Here is an 18,040-nt window from a genome sequence, read left to right as displayed (position 1 = left end):
GTTGCAAATGAAAACCCGTCTCGGCCGGTTTTTTACCGTTTCGCCAAAAATTCAGCGCGTGGCGGCAACGAACGCCGCGCGGAACTGGTCGAGGTCCCCCGCCGCGACGTCCGACACCGCCCAGAAATCGAGGTCGCCCTGGCGCCAATGGACGAGCGTATAGCCGTCCGTCGCCATCGTCTCGCCCGCCGGTGCCTTGCCCGCAGGCCAGGCAAAGACGTTGATCGTGTGGAGGTTGCGGCGATAGACGATCGCCGGAACGACGCGGCCGCCGATATAATCGAGCCGCCCGCCGACCAATGGGAAGCCCGCGGCCTTGAGGTCCGGCGTAGGCGGCGAGAAGTCGATCTTGCCGTTGAACCACGGTTTGACGACGTGGCGGTTCGAGGTCGGGATGTCGACCAGATGGTCGGCGAGCAGCGAGCGGACGTGGCTTGCGACCATCTGCTGCTCGAGCCCGCTCGTTGCCGATTGCTGCGGGATGGCCAATGTCAGCGCCAGCCCCGCGGCAATCGCGCCGCCAGCACCCCAGCCGAGCCGTGCGGGCCACGGATTGGCCGTATGCGGCGCGGCGGGCAGCGCGGCGTCGATACGGTCGCGCAGGCTCGAAGGTGCAGGCTGCCGCAATGCCGGGTCGGCCATAATCTGGTGGAGGTCTTTCAATTGCTCGAATTCGGCCGCGCAAGCTGGGCAGGTGCGCAGATGCGCCTCGACCGCCGCGACATTGGCGGCGTCGAGCTCGTCGTCGAGCAAGGCGTGGAGCAGCATCGGGTCGGGACAGGTCATGCCTTGCGCTCCTGCTGCGAGGCAGCGCGTGCCGGAAGCAACAGTTTCACCAGCATCTCGCGGGCGCGCGCCAACCGCGACATCACCGTGCCGATCGGAACGCCGGTCACCGAGGCTATCTCGCGATACGACATGTCTTCCATCTCGCGCAGGATCAGGGTTTCGCGAAAAGGTTCGGGCAAAGCGGCGATCACACCCCGTACCGTATCGACCTCGCGCGCGCGGGCCAGCGATTCCTCCGGGGTGTCGCCGTCAGCCGGAACAGCGGCGATTGCCTCCGATTGCGCTTCGGACAGGCTCGCATCGGACACGACGACGCGCTCGCGCTTGATCTGCTCGCCGACCCTGTCGCGCCAGCAATTGCGCAGGATGGCGAACAGCCAGGCGCGGGGCGGGCCGCCGCGATAGGTGTCGAACGACCGGAACGCGCGTAGGAAGGCTTCCTGCGCCACGTCCTCGGCGACGCCGGCGTCGTTGGTCAGGTAGCGCGCCAGGTTATAGGCCGCGTCGAGGTGCGGCAGCATCAACTCGCGAAAGCGCAGCTCGGGACCGGGCTTCATGTCCCGACCGCCGACCAGTCTTGGGCGAAAGCCGCCGATCACCTCTACGCTCCCCGTCTCACCGCGCCGTTACGGTCACTTTGCCCGTCATCATCGGATGGAGCGAGCAGAAATAGGCGACCTGGCCCGGCTTGGTGAAGGTGAAGCTGAACGACTGGCCGGTGTCGAGCACCTTCGAACGGAAGCTCTTGTCGGTCGCCACCACGGTATGCGGGATATCGTCGTCATTGGTCCAGATGACGGTCTGGCCGACCTTCACCGTCACCATTTTCGGCCCGAAGGTGAAGTTGGAGATATGGACCGCTAGCGGACCGGCGGACTTGGCGGGCACAGCCGACAAGGTCTTGCCCCGGGCCGATGCCGCGACAGGGGGATTGGCGCGGCCCGAGGCAAGCGAGGTCATGACCGCCGCGACAGGAATGAGTACGGCGATCATCATACGGGAGTGCATCTCTAGTCTCCAAAGGTTCAGGCAAGAGTGGAATCGATCAGCGCGATGCGCTGGTCGCCGCGACGGAAAGTCACGTCGGTGATGCCAAGCATCGAACGGAGCTGGCCCGGCGGCACGACTTGCGGGCCGGGCGAGGGGGCGGTGCCCGGCGCCGGTTGCGGGAAAGCAGTCGAGCGGGCGGTGTGGAAGGTCATCTGGCCTTCGACCTTCTGCACGATCTGGTGGATATGGCCGTTGAGGATCGTCACCGACCCGAAGCGCTTGAGCAGCGTCAAAGCGGCTTGCGCGTCGCCGGTGCCCCAGCCCCATTGCTCATAGACCGTCCAGAGCGGGATATGTGCGAACACCACAATCGGCGTGGACGCACTACGGCCCGCCAGGTCGGCCTTGAGCCAGGCCAGCTGTGCCGCGCCGAGATTGCCCATGCCGCCGGGCTTGAGGTCGGCAACGTTGACCAGCCCGACGAAATGCACGCCCTGATGGTCGAAGCTGAACCAGCCGGCGCCCTTGCTGCCTTTACCGTGGCGATCGAGAAACGCCTTGCCGCCGCCTTCGTCGACCATGTCGTGCTCGCCGGGGACGAAGAAAGCGGGGATGCCGGTCTCGCGCAGGATCTGGTCCGCGTCGTCGAATTCGACGTCGCGCGACAATTGGGTGATGTCGCCGGTATGGATGATGAAGTCGGGCTTGACCGCCAGTGCCTTCACCTTGGCGATCGCCTCGCGATAGGTCGCGCGCGCATCGGGATTGGCCGCCTTGTCGAAGCCGATATGGCTGTCGCTGAGCTGGAGGAACGTGAAGTCCGCCGCCGGTGCATCACCCGCGCCGGCGCCGTCCAGGATCGCGCTGCGAGCGATGCCGGCGTTCAGCGCGTAGAGCGCGCCGGTGCCCGCCCAGGCCATGCATTTCAACGCCTCGCGGCGGTCGGGGAAGCGTGGATCATCGGTCATGCCCTGGTGCCTTTCGAATGGGATCGATGGCCAAGACGGCAGTGGGTGGACGGTTATTCCCGCGGCGATCGAAATCTTTCATCGCGCTGCGAAATTTGTGCCGGTTGTCGCTTGCGCAGCGCGCGCTGCGGCGACAAGATGGCGCGTACAGGGGGGGCGCATGAAAATCGGAGTGGTGCTGTGTGCCGTGGTGTTCGCCACGGCGGCGGTTCAGGGTGTGGCGCAGACTACGCCGCAAAGCGCACCGGCCGCCACGCCGGCCAATCCGGCATCAGTCCCGCTGCCTGCGACGGCCGCGCCGCCAGTGCGTGGGGTGGCGGCGATGACGCCTGTCGAGATCGAGGTAGCCGCGCCGCTTAATTCGAAGACTAGCCGAATCGGCGAAACCTTTCCGATCCGGCTCCTCTCGCCCGTGCTGGACGGCAATGGTAGAATCATTTTGCCTTCGGGAACCCTGGGGCAGGGCGAAGTGATCCACGCCGCGAAGGCGCGGGGAATGGGCAAGGCCGGAGAGATGATCCTGGCAGCGCGTTACCTGCAATGCGGCGATACGCGGATTCCGCTGGGCCATTTCAAATTTGCGGTGCGCGGCAAGGATAACAGCACCAATGCTGCGGTCGCCATGGCTGTCGCGGGACCGTTTCTCGCTTTTATGAGCGGTGGCGAAGTGAACGTACCCAACGGAGCGCATGCAGATGCCAAGATCACGGCCGATGTCGCGATTCCGGAATCGGTGACTGCCCAATGCGGTGGGACGCCGCCCGCAACCATCATTCCAACGGCAGAAAAGGGGAGCCAATGAACAAGAAGATTATCGCGATCGCGCTGGCAGCGGGCGCTGTCACAATCGGGACGGGTGTGGCGATTGCCGCCGACGGTCCGGCGATCACCACCAAGTCGGGCACGCTGGGCCAGCCGGCCGCCGGTATGGGCCAGGTCGTTTTCTTCCGTCCCGGATCGATCATGGGCGCCGCCTTGGGCTGCACCGTGCATGAGGACGACAAGGAAATCGCGCGGCTTGGCTCAGGGAAATATCACGTCGTCAGCGCGACGCCCGGCAAGCATCTCTATTTCACCAAGGGTGAGGCGACCGACAAGCTGAACCTCGAGGTCGAAACCGGCGAAACCTATTTCGTCCGCTGCAATATCGGTGCGGGCATCATGGCGGGCCGCGCCAACTTGTCGCCGTCGGATCAGGCAACCTTCGCCAAGAAGGCCAAGGGCCTCACCCTATGGGCCGGTAAGAAGGACGACAAGGACGACAAGAAGGGCGACAAGTAAGATCGCCGGACAAATAAGAGACCCGGCCGCCGGAATCGCTTCTGGCGGCCGGGTCTTTCATGTCTCTTTCTTTCAGAACTTTACCCGGAACGCGCCGCCGATGATCCGCGGCTCGCTGATCATGCCGGTCAGGTTATTGAAGTCGATCGCACTGACCGCGCGGAACTGGTTGGTGATGTTCCGAGCGAACGCGCTGACTTCGTAACGCGGCGTCGAATATGCGATCTTCAACCCGCCTTCGAGCATCGGCCGCCCGCGGAACTCCTTCGCTTCATAGAGGAAGTAGTTGATGCTGCTGCGATAGGCCCAGTCGGTATAGGCATAGATTTCGCGGCCGTCGCCGAGCGGGATCGAATAGCGTGCGGTCCAGTTCGCCACCCAGCGCGGCGCCTGGGGCAGGCGATTGCCGTCGATGATCGCCTGGCCCGGGCTCGCCAGCGGATCGGTCACGGTGCACAAAGATCCGCACACGCCGACGGTGATCGACGGGTCCTGGATCTCGGTGAAATTGTAGCTCCCGCTCGCGGTCAGCAACAATTGCGGGATTGGGCGCATGTCGAGTTCGGCCTCGACGCCATAGCCGATCGCGCGCTTGGCGTTGAGCAGATGCGCCGAATTGGAGAGGCCGCCGACCGCGGTGATCTGCAGATCGTTGGTACGCCACCAATAACCGTCGAACGAGAACCGCACGGTGCGATCCGCGGTCTCGCCCTTGATGCCCGCTTCGCCCGACAGGGTGGTCTGCTTGCCCGCCGTGGTTTGGCTGCTGCCGAAGGTCACGCGGTCCTGGATCGCCGGGCCGAGATAGCCGGTCGCGGCGCGTGCATAGAGATTGACCTGCGGCGACACGGCGTATGTCGCGCTGACGTCCCAGGTGAAGTCGCCGCCGCTCACCTTGGCGCGGCTCGGCAGCACGACGCCGAACAGATTGGGCGAATAGCCGGTGATCAGGTCGTCTTTATGGTCGTGCGAATAGCGCCCGCCCGCGCGCAACGTGAGTTTGTCGACGGGCTTGTATTCGACCGAAGCGAACACGCCCCAATTCTCGTTCTTGTTATCGTGGAAAAGATCCTGGTCGAGGTCGGCCGCGCGGCTGCCCGTGGCCGGGAATTTATAGTCATATTCGTGGTATTTGAGCGTTTGGTGGAAATAATAGAGCCCGCCTTGCAGCTGGAAGCCGTCGAACCGGTCGCTGACGAAGCGCAGTTCCTGGCTGAACTCCGCCGGGCGGGTGATCCCACCGGTGTTCGACGGGAACAGCGCGTTGTTCAGCCCGAGCGCGGGGAAAACGTAATTGTTGCCGCCGTCGATATCGCCGGTGCTTTCGACCTTGGCCTTCTCATAGGCGGTGACCGAATAGAGCGTGCCCACGCCGTCGAAATGATAATCGAGCCGGAGGTTGGTACCCCATTGCGTCATGCTCTGACTGGTATAGCCGTCGAGCGCGACCTTGGCGGGGTCGAAGCCGGGCGAGAAATCGTTGCTGCCCTGCTTGAACAGACCGGCGCGGAACACGCGCGGCGTGCCGTCGAGATCGCGGATGTGGAAATTGACCAGCGCGTTGAAATTGCCGCTTGAATAACCGAGCTGGAACCGGCCGGCGAGGTCGCGATACCCCTCCAGCTTCTTGTCGGCAAAGCCGGTGGTAGACGTGTTGGTCACCCAATCGTCACGCCGCTGGAGCAGGCCAGAGGCGCGGAAGGCGAAACCGCCGCCCAGCGGCAGGTTGAGCGCCGCTTCGGCATTGACCGTGTTGAACGTGCCCCAGCTCGCGCTGGCATAGCCGCCGACCTTGTCGTCGGTCGGCTTGGCGGAATCGAGCTTGATCACGCCGGCGGGCGTGTTGCGGCCGAACAGGGTGCCCTGCGGCCCGCGCAGCACTTCGACCGACTTGAGATCGAATACCGGGAACGACTTGAGCATCGCGTTTTCGAGCGCGACGTCGTCATAGACCACCGACACCGGCTGCGCGGCGTTGGGATCGAAATCGGTATTGCCGAGGCCGCGGATGTAGAAGCGTGGGAAAGTGCGGCCGAACGACGATTCCGCCTGAAGGCTGGGCGTGCGCGACGACAGGAAGCGGATGTCGAGCCCGCCCGAGTTGATCACGGCGAGCTTCTCGCCGGTGATCGCTGTGACCGCGACGGGCACGTTCTTCGACGATTCCGACACGCGCGTCGCGGTGACGACGATATCGCCCAGGCCCTTGTCCGCGGACGTGGCGGCGTCGTCCTGCGGCGCGGCGTCGGGGGTGGCGGCGGGCTTGGGCTCGTCGATCTTCGCGGCGGCGGGCGTGACGGCGATCAGGAACAGGGCGGGCGCCGTGCCGGCGAGCAAGAGGCGCGTAAGCGCTCGGTTGGGCTTTGAGGTCATGAAATCCCCTTGGAGTCGAAGGTCGGCATTCCCCGCCACGATCGAATCCGTGTGTCCCGGATCTTGCACAAAGTCGTAACATGGCCGTCATGGCCCCAAAAGACTAACCCAGGGCAAGAAAGTGGAAAGGCTCACGAATAGCGAAGGCCTGATGCCACCATGCAACAATATCGCCCGGGCAAAAGAAAACCGCCGCCCGGTCTCCCGGACGGCGGTATTTCACTGCCAGCCTAAGTGCTGAACCGGGCGATCACTCGCCTTCGTTCAGATACTCGCCGGCATCGGCGTCGGTGCCGTGGCCGCTCGGGGCGACACGGGCCAGCGCATCGCTGCCGGTGTCGTCGCGCACGTCACGCGCCAGCTCTGCGGCGCGCTCCTCGGCCGCCGAGTTCGGCGCGATCAGCGCTTCCTGCAGCGCACGCTGCTGGACGCGGAGCGCGGCGTCGCGGCTGGAGGCCGCCACGCGCAGGCGGTTCATGCCCGCACCGGTACCGGCGGGGATGAGACGGCCGACGATGACGTTCTCCTTGAGGCCGATCAGCGTGTCCTGCTTGCCCTGGACCGCCGCCTCGGTGAGGACGCGGGTGGTCTCCTGGAACGACGCCGCCGAGATGAAGCTGCGGGTCTGCAGCGACGCCTTGGTGATGCCGAGCAGGACCGGCTTGCCCTGGGCGGGCTGCTGGCCGGGGGCGAGCTTCTCGTTGGTCTCGTCCATCTCGGTGCGATCGACCTGTTCGCCGGCGAGCAGCGTGGTGTCGCCGCCGTCGGTGATCTCGACCTTCTGCAGCATCTGGCGAACGATCACCTCGATGTGCTTGTCGTTGATCTTCACGCCCTGGAGTCGATAGACTTCCTGGATTTCCGACACGAGATATTCCGCGAGCGGCTCGATGCCGAGCACCTCGAGAATATCGTGCGGATCGGGCGAACCGCCGATCAAATTGTCGCCACGCTTGACGTAGTCGCCTTCCTGGACGTCGATCACCTTCGACTTCGGGATCAGATACTCCACGACCTCGCCGCCATCCTCGGGCTGGATCCCGATCTTGCGCTTGGCCTTGTAGTCCTTGCCGAACACGACGCGGCCCGAGACCTTCGCGATGATCGCGTTTTCCTTGGGCTTGCGGGCTTCGAACAGTTCGGCGACGCGCGGCAGACCGCCGGTGATGTCGCGGGTCTTGGCGGACTCGCGAGCGACACGGGCAAGCACGTCACCGGCCTGGACGGTGGCGCCGTCGTCGACCGACAGCACCGCGCCCGGCGCCAGCATGTAGCGTGCGGCTTCGTTGGCATCGGCACCGGTCAGGGTCATGCGCGGACGCAGATCCTCCTTCGACTTGGTCGAGGCGCGATACTCGGTGACGACGCGCTGGGTGATGCCCGTCGCTTCGTCGGCCTGTTCGGTCAGGGTCTTGCCTTCCAGCAGGTCCTGATACTTCACCGTGCCGCCGGTCTCGGTGATCACCGGCATGGTGAACGGATCCCACTCGGCCATGCGGTCGCCCTTGCTGACGATGTGGCCATCGTCGAACATGACGTACGCACCGTAGGGGATGCGATCGACCGAGAGCTCGCGGCCGTCCATGTCCTTGATCGCGATCTCGCCCGAGCGGCTCAGCACCACGCGGCGGCCACGCTGATCGACGATCAGACGCAGGTCGCGGAACTCGACCGTACCGTCGGCATGCGCCTCCAGGTTGGACGTTTCGTTGAGCTGCGCCGCGCCACCGATGTGGAACGTACGCATGGTCAGCTGGGTGCCCGGCTCGCCGATCGACTGCGCCGCGATGACGCCGACCGCTTCGCCGATATTCACCGGCGTACCGCGGGCGAGGTCACGCCCATAGCACTTGCCGCAGACGCCGATCTTGGCTTCGCAGACCAGCGGCGAGCGGATCTTCATCCCCTGGATGCCGGTGGCCTCGATCTTCGCGACTGCCGCCTCGTCGAGCAACGTGCCCGAAGGGATGATGACCGTGCCGTCCTTGTCGACCACGTCCTCGGCCGTGGTGCGGCCCAGGATGCGCTCGCCGAGCGACGCGATGGTCGAGCCGCCCTGCAGGATCGCGCGCATCTCGAGCGCGCGCTCGGTACCGCAATCCTCCTCCATGACGACGCAGTCCTGCGACACGTCGACCAGGCGGCGAGTGAGGTAGCCCGAATTGGCGGTCTTCAACGCGGTGTCCGCGAGGCCCTTGCGGGCGCCGTGGGTCGAGTTGAAATACTCAAGGACGGTCAGGCCTTCCTTGAAGTTCGAGATGATCGGGGTCTCGATGATCTCGCCCGACGGCTTGGCCATCAGGCCGCGCATACCGGCGAGCTGCTTGATCTGCGCCTGCGAACCGCGGGCACCCGAATGCGCCATCATGTAGATCGAGTTGATCGGCATTTCACGACCCGTCTCCGGATCCTTCTTCACCGCCTTGATCTCGTTCATCATCGAGTTGGCGACCTGGTCACCGCAACGCGACCAGGCGTCGATCACCTTGTTGTACTTCTCCTGCTGCGTGATCAGGCCGTCCTGATACTGCTGCTCGAAGTCCTTCACCTGCTCGCGCGTCTCGTCGACCAGTTTGTCCTTGTCCGGCGCGATGATCATGTCGTCCTTGCCGAACGAGATGCCCGCCTTGAACGCGTGACGGAAACCGAGCGCCATGATCGCGTCGGCGAACAGCACGGTCTCCTTCTGGCCGGTGTGACGATAGACCTCGTCAATCACGTCGCCGACGTCCTTCTTGGTGAGAAGGCGGTTGACGGTGTCGAACGGCACCTTGTGCGACTTGGGCAGGCACTCGCCGAGCAGCATGCGGCCCGGGGTCGTCTCGTAGCGCTTGAGGTAGGTCTTGCCTTCCTCATCGGTCTGCGGGACGCGGCTGATCACCTTGGTGTGCAGGGTCACGGCGCCGGCTTCGAGGGCCTGGTGCACTTCGGCCATGTCGGCCAGCAGCATGCCTTCGCCGGGCTCGTTCTCCTTGAGCATCGACAGGTAATAGAGACCCAGCACCATGTCCTGCGACGGCACGATGATCGGCTTGCCGTTGGCCGGCGACAGGATGTTGTTGGTCGACATCATCAGGACGCGCGCTTCCAGCTGCGCCTCGAGGCTCAGCGGGACGTGCACGGCCATCTGGTCGCCGTCGAAGTCGGCGTTGAACGCCGAGCAGACCAGCGGGTGAAGCTGGATTGCCTTGCCCTCGATCAGCACCGGCTCGAACGCCTGGATGCCCAGGCGATGGAGCGTCGGCGCGCGGTTCAGCAGAACCGGATGCTCGCGGATCACTTCGTCCAGGATGTCCCAGACTTCCTTGCGCTCCTTCTCGACCCACTTCTTCGCCTGCTTCAGGGTCATCGACAGACCCTTGGCATCGAGGCGGGCGTAGATGAACGGCTTGAACAGCTCGAGCGCCATCTTCTTGGGCAGGCCGCACTGGTGCAGCTTGAGCTCCGGACCGGTCACGATGACCGAACGGCCCGAATAGTCGACGCGCTTGCCGAGCAGGTTCTGGCGGAAGCGGCCCTGCTTGCCCTTGAGCATGTCGCTGAGCGACTTCAGCGGACGCTTGTTGGCGCCGGTGATCGTGCGGCCGCGACGGCCGTTATCGAACAACGCGTCGACCGCTTCCTGCAGCATGCGCTTTTCGTTGCGGACGATGATGTCCGGCGCGCGCAGCTCCATCAGGCGCTTGAGGCGGTTGTTGCGGTTGATCACGCGGCGATACAGGTCGTTCAGATCCGACGTCGCGAAGCGGCCGCCGTCGAGCGGCACCAGCGGGCGCAGTTCGGGCGGAATGACCGGTACGACTTCGAGGATCATCCATTCCGGACGGTTGCCCGACTCGATGAAGCTCTCGACGACCTTCAGGCGCTTGATGATCTTCTTGGGCTTCAGCTCCGACTTGGTCGTCGCCAGCTCCTGGAGAAGTTGTTCACGCTCGCCTTCGAGGTCGAGCTGCTCGAGCATGATGCGGACCGCTTCGGCGCCGATGCCGGCGGTGAAGGCGTCCTCACCATATTCGTCCTGCGCTTCGAGGAGCTCGTCCTCGGTCAGCAGCTGGAAGCGCTCGAGCGGCGTCACGCCGGGCTCGATCACGATATAGGCCTCGAAGTACAGCACGCGCTCGAGCTGCTTGAGCTGCATGTCGAGCAGCAGGCCGATACGCGACGGCAGCGACTTCAGGAACCAGATGTGCGCGACCGGGGCGGCCAGCTCGATATGGCCCATGCGCTCGCGGCGGACCTTCGAGACGGTAACTTCGACGCCGCACTTCTCGCAGACGATGCCCTTGTACTTCATGCGCTTGTACTTGCCGCACAGGCATTCATAGTCCTTGATCGGACCGAAGATGCGCGCGCAGAACAGGCCGTCACGCTCGGGCTTGAACGTGCGATAGTTGATCGTCTCAGGCTTCTTGATCTCGCCGAAGCTCCACGAGCGGATACGATCCGGCGACGCGATCCCGATCTGGATCTGGTCGAAGGTCTCCGGCTTGGCGACCGGGTTCGCGAAATTGGTCAGTTCGTTCATGGGAATGAACCCTTCCTTGAAATTCTTTCCCCTCTCCCGCTTGCGGGAGAGGGAGGGGCCCGCCGCCCTCAGGCGGTGGGAAGGTGAGGGCCTTCTTCCTTCTTCGATCGGCGCAATGAGAAAGAAGAAGAAAGAAGACCCTCACCCAACCCTCTCCCGCAAGCGGGAGAGGGCTAGAGTGGCTTACTCCGCCGCCTCGGGCAGCGCGTTCGGGTCGGCTTCGTCGTTCTTGAGTTCGACGTTCAGACCCAGCGAGCGCATTTCCTTGACGAGCACGTTGAAGCTCTCCGGGATGCCGGCCTCGAACGTGTCGTCGCCCTTGACGATCGCCTCATAGACCTTGGTGCGGCCGACCACGTCGTCCGACTTCACCGTCAGCATCTCCTGCAGCGTATAGGCAGCGCCATACGCCTGCAGCGCCCAGACCTCCATTTCGCCGAAGCGCTGGCCGCCGAACTGCGCCTTGCCGCCCAGCGGCTGCTGGGTGACGAGCGAGTACGGGCCGATCGAACGCGCATGGATCTTGTCGTCGACCAGGTGGTGCAGCTTGAGCATGTAGATGTAGCCCACCGTCACCTTGCGATCGAACTGATCGCCGGTGCGGCCGTCGTACACCACCGACTGACCCGACTTGTCGACGCCAGCAAGCTCCAGCATCTCCTCGATGTCGGCTTCCTTGGCGCCGTCGAACACCGGCGTCGCGATCGGCACGCCCTTGCGCAGATTGCTGCCAAGCTCCACCAATTCGTTGTCGTTGAGCGACTTGATGGTTTCGTTCTCGCCGTAGACCTTCTTCAAGGTCTCCTTGAGCGGCTTGACGTCCTGCTTCGACAGATAGGCATCCACCGTCTGGCCGATGCGCTTGCCGAGACCGGCGCACGCCCAGCCGAGATGCGTCTCGAGAATCTGACCGACATTCATGCGCGACGGCACGCCCAACGGATTGAGCACGATGTCGGCGTGAGTGCCGTCTTCAAGGAACGGCATGTCCTCAATCGGAACGATCTTCGACACCACGCCCTTGTTGCCGTGACGGCCGGCCATCTTGTCGCCGGGCTGAATCTTGCGCTTCACCGCGACGAAGACCTTGACCATCTTCATCACGCCGGGCGGCAATTCGTCACCGCGTTGCAGCTTCTCGACCTTATCGAGGAAGCGCTGCTCGAGCCCCTTCTTCGATTCGTCGTACTGCTTCCGCATGGCCTCGATCTCGGCCATCAGCTTGTCGTTCGGCGACGCGAACATCCACCACTGCGACTTCGGATACTCGTCGAGCACCGCGCGGGTGATCTTGGTGTCCTTCTTGAAGCCCTTCGGGCCGGAAATACCCTGACGGTTTTCAAGCAGATCAGCAAGACGGCTGTAGACGTTGCGGTCGAGGATCGCCTGCTCGTCGTCGCGGTCCTTGGCGAGACGCTCGATCTCCTCGCGCTCGATCGCCAGCGCACGCTCATCCTTGTCGACGCCGTGGCGGTTGAACACGCGGACTTCCACGATGGTCCCCTGCACGCCCGGAGGCACGCGCAGCGAGGTATCGCGAACGTCGGAGGCCTTCTCGCCGAAGATGGCGCGCAGAAGCTTTTCTTCCGGCGTCATCGGGCTTTCGCCCTTCGGCGTGATCTTGCCGACCAGGATGTCGCCCGGCTCGACCTCGGCACCGATATAGACGATGCCCGCCTCGTCGAGGTTGCGCAAAGCTTCCTCGCCGACGTTCGGGATGTCGCGGGTGATGTCTTCCGGCCCGAGCTTGGTGTCGCGCGCCATGACTTCGAATTCCTCGATATGGATCGAGGTGAAGACGTCGTCCTTGACGATACGCTCGCTGATGAGGATCGAGTCCTCATAATTGTAGCCGTTCCACGGCATGAACGCGACGAGCGCATTCCGGCCGAGCGCCAGCTCGCCAAACTCGGTCGACGGGCCGTCGGCGATCACGTCGCCGGCATTGACCACATCGCCCACCTTCACCAGCGGACGCTGGTTGATGCAGGTGTTCTGGTTAGAGCGTTGGAACTTCATCAGCGTGTAGATGTCGACGCCCGACTTGCCGGCCTCGACCTCACCGGTCGCACGGATCACGATACGGGTAGCATCGACCTGGTCGACGATGCCCGCACGCTTGGCGGCGATCGCCGCACCCGAGTCCCGCGCCACCGTTTCTTCCATGCCGGTGCCGACGAACGGCGCCTCGGCACGGACCAGCGGCACCGCCTGGCGCTGCATGTTCGATCCCATCAGCGCGCGGTTGGCGTCGTCGTTTTCCAGGAACGGAATGAGCGACGCCGCGACCGACACGAGCTGCTTGGGGCTCACGTCCATCAAAGTGATGTTCTCGGGCAGCGCCATCAGGAATTCGCCGGCCTGACGCGCGGAGACGAGCTCCTCAGTCAGCCTGCCGTCGGCATCGGTCTCGGCATTGGCCTGCGCGATCGTGTGCTTGGCCTCTTCCATCGCCGACAGATATACGACCTCGCTGGTCACCTTGTTGTCGACGACCTTGCGGTACGGCGTCTCGATGAAGCCGTATTTGTTGACGCGGCTGAACGACGCGAGGCTGTTGATCAGACCGATGTTCGGGCCTTCCGGCGTCTCGATCGGGCAGATGCGGCCATAATGCGTCGGATGGACGTCGCGGACCTCGAAGCCCGCACGCTCGCGGGTGAGGCCGCCCGGCCCGAGCGCCGAGACGCGACGCTTGTGCGTCACTTCGGAGAGCGGGTTGGTTTGGTCCATGAACTGCGACAGCTGCGACGAACCGAAGAACTCGCGCACCGCGGCGACCGCGGGCTTGGCGTTGATCAGGTCGTTCGGCATGACGGTCGACACGTCGACCGACGACATGCGCTCCTTGACCGCACGCTCCATGCGCAGCAGGCCGACGCGATACTGGTTCTCGAGCAGCTCGCCGACCGAGCGGACGCGGCGGTTGCCGAGATTGTCGATATCGTCGATCTCGCCCTTGCCGTCCTTGAGGTCGACCAGGGTCTTGACCACCGCGAGGATGTCCTCGGTGCGGAGCGTCGTGACCGTGTCCTCGGCATCCAAGTCGAGGCGCATGTTGAGCTTGACGCGGCCGACGGCCGACAGGTCGTAGCGCTCCGGATCGAAGAACAGGCCGGCGAACAGCGCCTCGGCGGTCTCCAGCGTCGGCGGCTCGCCAGGACGCATGACGCGATAGATGTCGCTCAGCGCCTGCTCGCGTTCCTCGGCCTTGTCGGCCTTGAGGGTGTTGCGGATCCACGGACCGGTCGAGACGTGGTCGATGTCGAGCAATTCGACGCGATCGATCCCGGCCTTGTCGAGCTTCTCGAGATTCTCGGCCGAGAATTCGTCGCCGGCTTCGATATAGATCTCGCCGGTCTGCTCGTTGATCAGGTCGTAGGCCGAATAGCGGCCGAAGATTTCCTCGGTCGGGATCAGCAGGGTCTCGAGACCGTCCTTCTGCGCCTTGTTGGCGGCACGCGGGCTGATCTTCTGGCCGGCCGGGAAGATGACCTCGCCGGACTTGGCGTCGACGATGTCGAACATCGGCTTGGCGCCGCGCCAATTCTCCGGCTGGAACGGGATCTGCCAGCCGTTCGGGCCGCGGACGAAGGTCACGCGGTTGTAGAAATAGTTGAGGATGTCCTCGGACGTCAGGCCCAGCGCATAGAGCAGCGCCGTGACCGGCAGCTTGCGCTTGCGGTCGATACGGACGTTGACGATGTCCTTGGCATCGAACTCGAAGTCGAGCCACGAGCCGCGATAGGGGATCACGCGCGCCGCGAACAGATACTTGCCCGAGGCGTGGGTCTTACCGCGGTCATGGTCGAACAGCACGCCCGGCGAGCGGTGCATCTGGCTGACAATGACGCGTTCGGTACCATTGACGATGAAGGTGCCGTTCTCGGTCATGAGCGGCATGTCGCCCATGTAGACGTCCTGCTCCTTGATATCGAGCACCGAGCGGGCTTCCGTATCCGGATCCACCTCGAACACGATCAGGCGCAGCGTGACGCGCATCGGCGCCGCATAAGTGATGCCGCGCTGACGGCATTCGTCGGTGTCGAACTTCGGCGGCTCGAGCTCGTAATTGACGAAGTCGAGCTCGGCGGTGCCGGCGAAGTCGCGGATCGGGAAGACCGAGCGCAGGGTCTTTTCGAGACCGGAGACGTAGCCGATCGACGGATCGCTGCGCAGGAACTGTTCGTAGGATTCGCGCTGAACCTCGATCAGGTTCGGCATCTGCACCACTTCGTGGATGTTGCCGAAAACCTTGCGGATGCGCCGCTTCGCGGTGCCTTCGATCGCTTTGGTCGCCATGTGGGTGTTTGCCTCGTCAGCTTAAAATTCGTGCCCCGGATCCCCGAGGCGGGCACGCATCGCGACGCAAAAAAGCCGCGCATCCAACTTCCGTTTCCGGCCGTGGACGGGCAGCTTCCAGCGTCGTATGAACCGTCAGCTTTCAATTCGATCGACCCGGTGCGCGACTCCGTGTCATTTCCCGAAAGCTGTGGTGAGGAGCGCGATATAGGTAGCGTGTTGGAAAGTGTCAAACCGCCGCCCGCAGATTTACCGTGGGCGCGACGGGTTTACGCTTGTCGGAGCAGTCTATAACCCATTTTCGCGATAGAGTCGGGCGAACCAGCGCGATTCGAGGTGGGGCGGGGGCAACCGGGGATGACGGCACAAGCGAGGCCAGCCGGCGAGGTGCCCTATCCCGAGGCGAGGGTGTTCCGGTCACCGATACGCATTGGCGTCAAGGAAACCACAATGCTCGCCGATGCCGCGACCAATGCCGCGATTGCCGATGCCATTGCCAGACAGGGCGGAGCGGTGTTCCACGACGTGTTCGCTCCCGACTTGCTCCACTCGCTGATGGACGTCGCGGCTAAGGCGCCGTTCCGGCAAGTGAATCTGCAGGAATTCGGTCTGCGCGGCAACGATCTGTCGGTGCCGTCCGGTCTGCCCTTTTGCCTCGCGCTGGGCCGCCCCGTGTTCATGCGTTGGCTCGAGCAATTAACCGGCTGCGATCCGGTCATGCATATCGAGGGTCATTTGGTTCAGATGCTGGCGGGGAACAATCTCGGCTGGCACCGCGACGCCGGGCTCGGCATTCGGCGACTGGCGATGGTCGTCAACCTGACGACCGAGCCATATGAAGGCGGCCGGTTCGAGTTGCGACGCAGATCGACCCGGGAGCCGATGTTCGCCTATCATGCCGGGGTGCTTGGCTCGCTGGCCGTGTTCCGCCTCGGCCTCGACTTGCAGCATCAGGTGGCGGCGGTGACCGCGGGCGGGCCCCGCACCAGCTTCACCGGATGGGCACGGGGGCCATGGGTCGAAGCGGACCGCGCGCGGCATGTCGCGCTGGCGACCTGGCCGCCGCTGCTCCCGCCGGCCGCGTGAGGGCGTGACAGACGCCATCGCGCTATCGAGCGGCAAATCGCTCGCGCCCTCTCCCTCGCAGCCGCCATTGTTCCATACGATCGACGGGCTGCGCGGCGTGGCCGTGCTGGCGATCCTGCTCTATCATTGCCTGGGCGAGCACGTGCTGAGGATACTGCCGGGCGTCTATTTCGTCGTCGACATGTTCTATGCCATCAGCGGGTTCGTGCTCAGCTACGCCTATGAGGGCGAGTTGCGGCGTGGACTGGGCGGCGGGGGATTCATGCGGCTACGCTTGATCCGCGTCTATCCGCTATACCTGTTGTCGTTGGCGATCGCGGTCGGCGCGCTATTGGCGATGATGGGCCGCTCCGGGATATCCGAGCCGCTCCAGTTCGCCGCGTCTCTGGTCGCATCCGCGCTTCTGCTTCCGATCATCCCGCGGCTCAGCTGGCATGGTCACCATCCGTATCCGTTCAACGGCACGACCTGGACCTTGTGGTGGGAATTGGTGATCAACGTAGTCTGGTCGACGCTGGGGCCGCGGCTCACCAACCGGCTGCTTGCCGTATTCGTGGTGATCGGGATCGCCCTGCTCGGCCTAGGGCTGTCATTGCCCACCAAGCTCGAAGGCGGGGGAGCGTTTGAGACCTTCCACGTCGGGGCGTTGCGCGTCGTCTACGGCTTTTTCGCGGGCGTCGCGGCCTATCGGCTATGGGCGGCAGGCAAGTTCCGTTGGGTGCGCCTGCCCTGGTGGGCGTCGATCCTCGCTATGCTCGCCTTCATGAGCATGCGGCCGGCCCACGGCAGCCCGGCGTTCGACCTGATCGCGGTCCTGGCGATGCCGGCGCTGGTATTCGCATCGGCTGGTCCAGCGCCTCGCTGGCTGGCGCCGTTGTGCAATTTCGCCGGGCGCAGCGCTTATGGAATCTACATTCTCAATTTCCCCATCCTGCTCGCGCTCAATTTCACGCTGCACCGGTTCGGTTTGTCGGTGACCAGGCTCGGCGTGCCGGGCGTCGCGTTGTATATCGCCGTGACAATCGCAATCGCGGCGGTGGCCGAGCGCTATTATGATCTGCCGGCGCGCCGTTGGCTCGCGCGCCGCTTTGCCCCACGACGCGAGCGGCGTGAAATCCATCCGTCGGCGGGGCTCGACGGCGCCGCCTGATCCGGCGCCCGACTCACACCGCGATCGTCAGGCGTCACCAAAACCTCTTCCTGCTCCAGCCTGTGAAGATCGGATATTTGCGAAAGTCGCCGGTGCCGGCGTTCCGTATGAGCCTCCATTCGTCAAGAATGACCCAATTTTGTCGAAGTTGCTCAACGGGTTGCTCGGCTCATCGCAAAAATGACCTCGGCCGGACGGCGACGAAACGAGGAACCGGTGGCGGGTTCCACTCATTTTGACAGCGTCATGAAACAGCAATTCGCCCCCCGCAAAGCCCGCGCACTGGCGCCCCTGCTGGTCGCTACCGCGCTCGTCTCAACCCCCGTATTCGCGCAGGATACGACGCCGCAGACGGCACCCGCACAGCCGGTGATCGTCACGCCGCCGGCATCGGCGACCGTGCCGATCCCACCGGTCGTTCGTACCGTGCCCGATGGTACGGCGGCAGCGTCGACGACCGACGAACCTGCCGCGGCGCCGGCGCCGCGTGCCGCCACTACGACGCGCACCGCGACGCGGACCACGCGGACGGTGACGCATACGCGGACCGCCTCGGCGGCGCGATCGGCGCCGGCC

The 18,040-nt window shown here is 64.3% G+C and carries 11 protein-coding genes and 1 pseudogene; 5 read left to right on the top strand and 7 right to left on the bottom strand.

Going from position 1 to position 18,040, the window contains the following annotated elements:
• Positions 1–51 precede the first annotated feature (51 nt).
• Genes Q0L25_RS05325 through Q0L25_RS05310 form a run of 4 tightly spaced genes read right to left on the bottom strand, consistent with a single transcriptional unit; the run spans position 52 to position 2,747 of the window.
• On the bottom strand, positions 52–786 hold the full coding sequence (locus Q0L25_RS05325; RefSeq protein ID WP_296612256.1) for an anti-sigma factor: 735 nt from the start codon (positions 784–786) through the stop codon (positions 52–54).
• The gene (locus Q0L25_RS05320) at positions 783–1,388 is read right to left on the bottom strand and encodes a sigma-70 family RNA polymerase sigma factor (RefSeq protein ID WP_296612254.1); all 606 of its coding nucleotides are present in this window, start codon (positions 1,386–1,388) and stop codon (positions 783–785) included. Before Q0L25_RS05320 ends, Q0L25_RS05325 begins: the two co-directional genes overlap by 4 nt.
• 16 nt (positions 1,389–1,404) lie before the next feature.
• A complete protein-coding gene (locus tag Q0L25_RS05315) occupies positions 1,405–1,785 on the bottom strand; it encodes a cupredoxin family copper-binding protein (RefSeq protein ID WP_296612252.1) in 381 nt (126 codons plus the stop codon).
• Positions 1,786–1,814: 29 nt separating this feature from the next.
• The gene (locus Q0L25_RS05310) at positions 1,815–2,747 is read right to left on the bottom strand and encodes a metallophosphoesterase (protein ID WP_296612250.1); all 933 of its coding nucleotides are present in this window, start codon (positions 2,745–2,747) and stop codon (positions 1,815–1,817) included.
• Positions 2,748–2,907: 160 nt separating this feature from the next.
• Between Q0L25_RS05310 and Q0L25_RS05305 the strand changes: the two genes are divergently transcribed.
• Positions 2,908–3,549, top strand: a complete 642-nt coding sequence (locus Q0L25_RS05305) for a hypothetical protein (RefSeq protein ID WP_296612249.1) — start codon at positions 2,908–2,910, stop codon at positions 3,547–3,549.
• A complete protein-coding gene (locus tag Q0L25_RS05300) occupies positions 3,546–4,028 on the top strand; it encodes a DUF2846 domain-containing protein (RefSeq protein WP_296612247.1) in 483 nt (160 codons plus the stop codon). The genes Q0L25_RS05305 and Q0L25_RS05300 overlap by 4 nt, the downstream gene beginning before the upstream one ends.
• A 72-nt stretch (positions 4,029–4,100) precedes the next feature.
• On the opposite strand, the gene Q0L25_RS05295 is transcribed toward Q0L25_RS05300, so the two are convergent.
• The 3 genes from Q0L25_RS05295 to rpoB all read right to left on the bottom strand — a co-directional run bounded on the left by Q0L25_RS05295 (position 4,101) and on the right by rpoB (position 15,228).
• The gene (locus Q0L25_RS05295) at positions 4,101–6,401 is read right to left on the bottom strand and encodes a TonB-dependent receptor (protein ID WP_296612246.1); all 2,301 of its coding nucleotides are present in this window, start codon (positions 6,399–6,401) and stop codon (positions 4,101–4,103) included.
• 250 nt (positions 6,402–6,651) lie between these two features.
• The gene (gene rpoC, locus Q0L25_RS05290) at positions 6,652–10,926 is read right to left on the bottom strand and encodes a DNA-directed RNA polymerase subunit beta' (protein ID WP_296612244.1); all 4,275 of its coding nucleotides are present in this window, start codon (positions 10,924–10,926) and stop codon (positions 6,652–6,654) included.
• A 183-nt stretch (positions 10,927–11,109) separates the two neighbouring features.
• On the bottom strand, positions 11,110–15,228 hold the full coding sequence (rpoB, locus tag Q0L25_RS05285; protein WP_296612243.1) for a DNA-directed RNA polymerase subunit beta: 4,119 nt from the start codon (positions 15,226–15,228) through the stop codon (positions 11,110–11,112).
• A 450-nt stretch (positions 15,229–15,678) separates the two neighbouring features.
• On the opposite strand from rpoB, the gene Q0L25_RS05280 reads away from it, so the two are divergent.
• The 3 genes and pseudogenes from Q0L25_RS05280 to Q0L25_RS05270 all read left to right on the top strand — a co-directional run.
• Positions 15,679–16,314 carry a 2OG-Fe(II) oxygenase gene (locus Q0L25_RS05280; protein ID WP_296612241.1) on the top strand — a complete coding sequence of 212 codons (636 nt, stop codon included), beginning with the start codon at positions 15,679–15,681 and terminating at the stop codon, positions 16,312–16,314.
• 4 nt (positions 16,315–16,318) lie between these two features.
• A complete protein-coding gene (locus Q0L25_RS05275) occupies positions 16,319–17,464 on the top strand; it encodes an acyltransferase (protein ID WP_296612239.1) in 1,146 nt (381 codons plus the stop codon).
• 246 nt (positions 17,465–17,710) lie between these two features.
• Positions 17,711–18,040 (top strand): annotated as a pseudogene (locus tag Q0L25_RS05270) (hypothetical protein); the annotation flags it as partial.

Source organism: Sphingomonas sp., from assembly GCF_024508665.1.
Taxonomy (GTDB): Bacteria; Pseudomonadota; Alphaproteobacteria; order Sphingomonadales; family Sphingomonadaceae; genus Sphingomonas.
The sequence above is the reverse complement of the archived record's forward strand: the minus strand, read 5'-3'. Positions and strand labels throughout refer to the sequence as shown.

Excerpts from the sequence above, each read along its gene's own strand:
- Q0L25_RS05325 (WP_296612256.1), bottom strand. The coding sequence starts at position 786 with ATGACCTGTCCCGACCCGATGCTGCTCCACGCCTTGCTCGACGACGAG.
- Q0L25_RS05315 (WP_296612252.1), bottom strand. The coding sequence starts at position 1,785 with ATGATGATCGCCGTACTCATTCCTGTCGCGGCGGTCATGACCTCGCTT.
- Q0L25_RS05310 (WP_296612250.1), bottom strand. The coding sequence starts at position 2,747 with ATGACCGATGATCCACGCTTCCCCGACCGCCGCGAGGCGTTGAAATGC.
- Q0L25_RS05305 (WP_296612249.1), top strand. The coding sequence starts at position 2,908 with ATGAAAATCGGAGTGGTGCTGTGTGCCGTGGTGTTCGCCACGGCGGCG.
- Q0L25_RS05300 (WP_296612247.1), top strand. The coding sequence starts at position 3,546 with ATGAACAAGAAGATTATCGCGATCGCGCTGGCAGCGGGCGCTGTCACA.
- Q0L25_RS05295 (WP_296612246.1), bottom strand. The coding sequence starts at position 6,401 with ATGACCTCAAAGCCCAACCGAGCGCTTACGCGCCTCTTGCTCGCCGGC.
- rpoC (WP_296612244.1), bottom strand. The coding sequence starts at position 10,926 with ATGAACGAACTGACCAATTTCGCGAACCCGGTCGCCAAGCCGGAGACC.
- rpoB (WP_296612243.1), bottom strand. The coding sequence starts at position 15,228 with ATGGCGACCAAAGCGATCGAAGGCACCGCGAAGCGGCGCATCCGCAAG.
- Q0L25_RS05280 (WP_296612241.1), top strand. The coding sequence starts at position 15,679 with ATGCTCGCCGATGCCGCGACCAATGCCGCGATTGCCGATGCCATTGCC.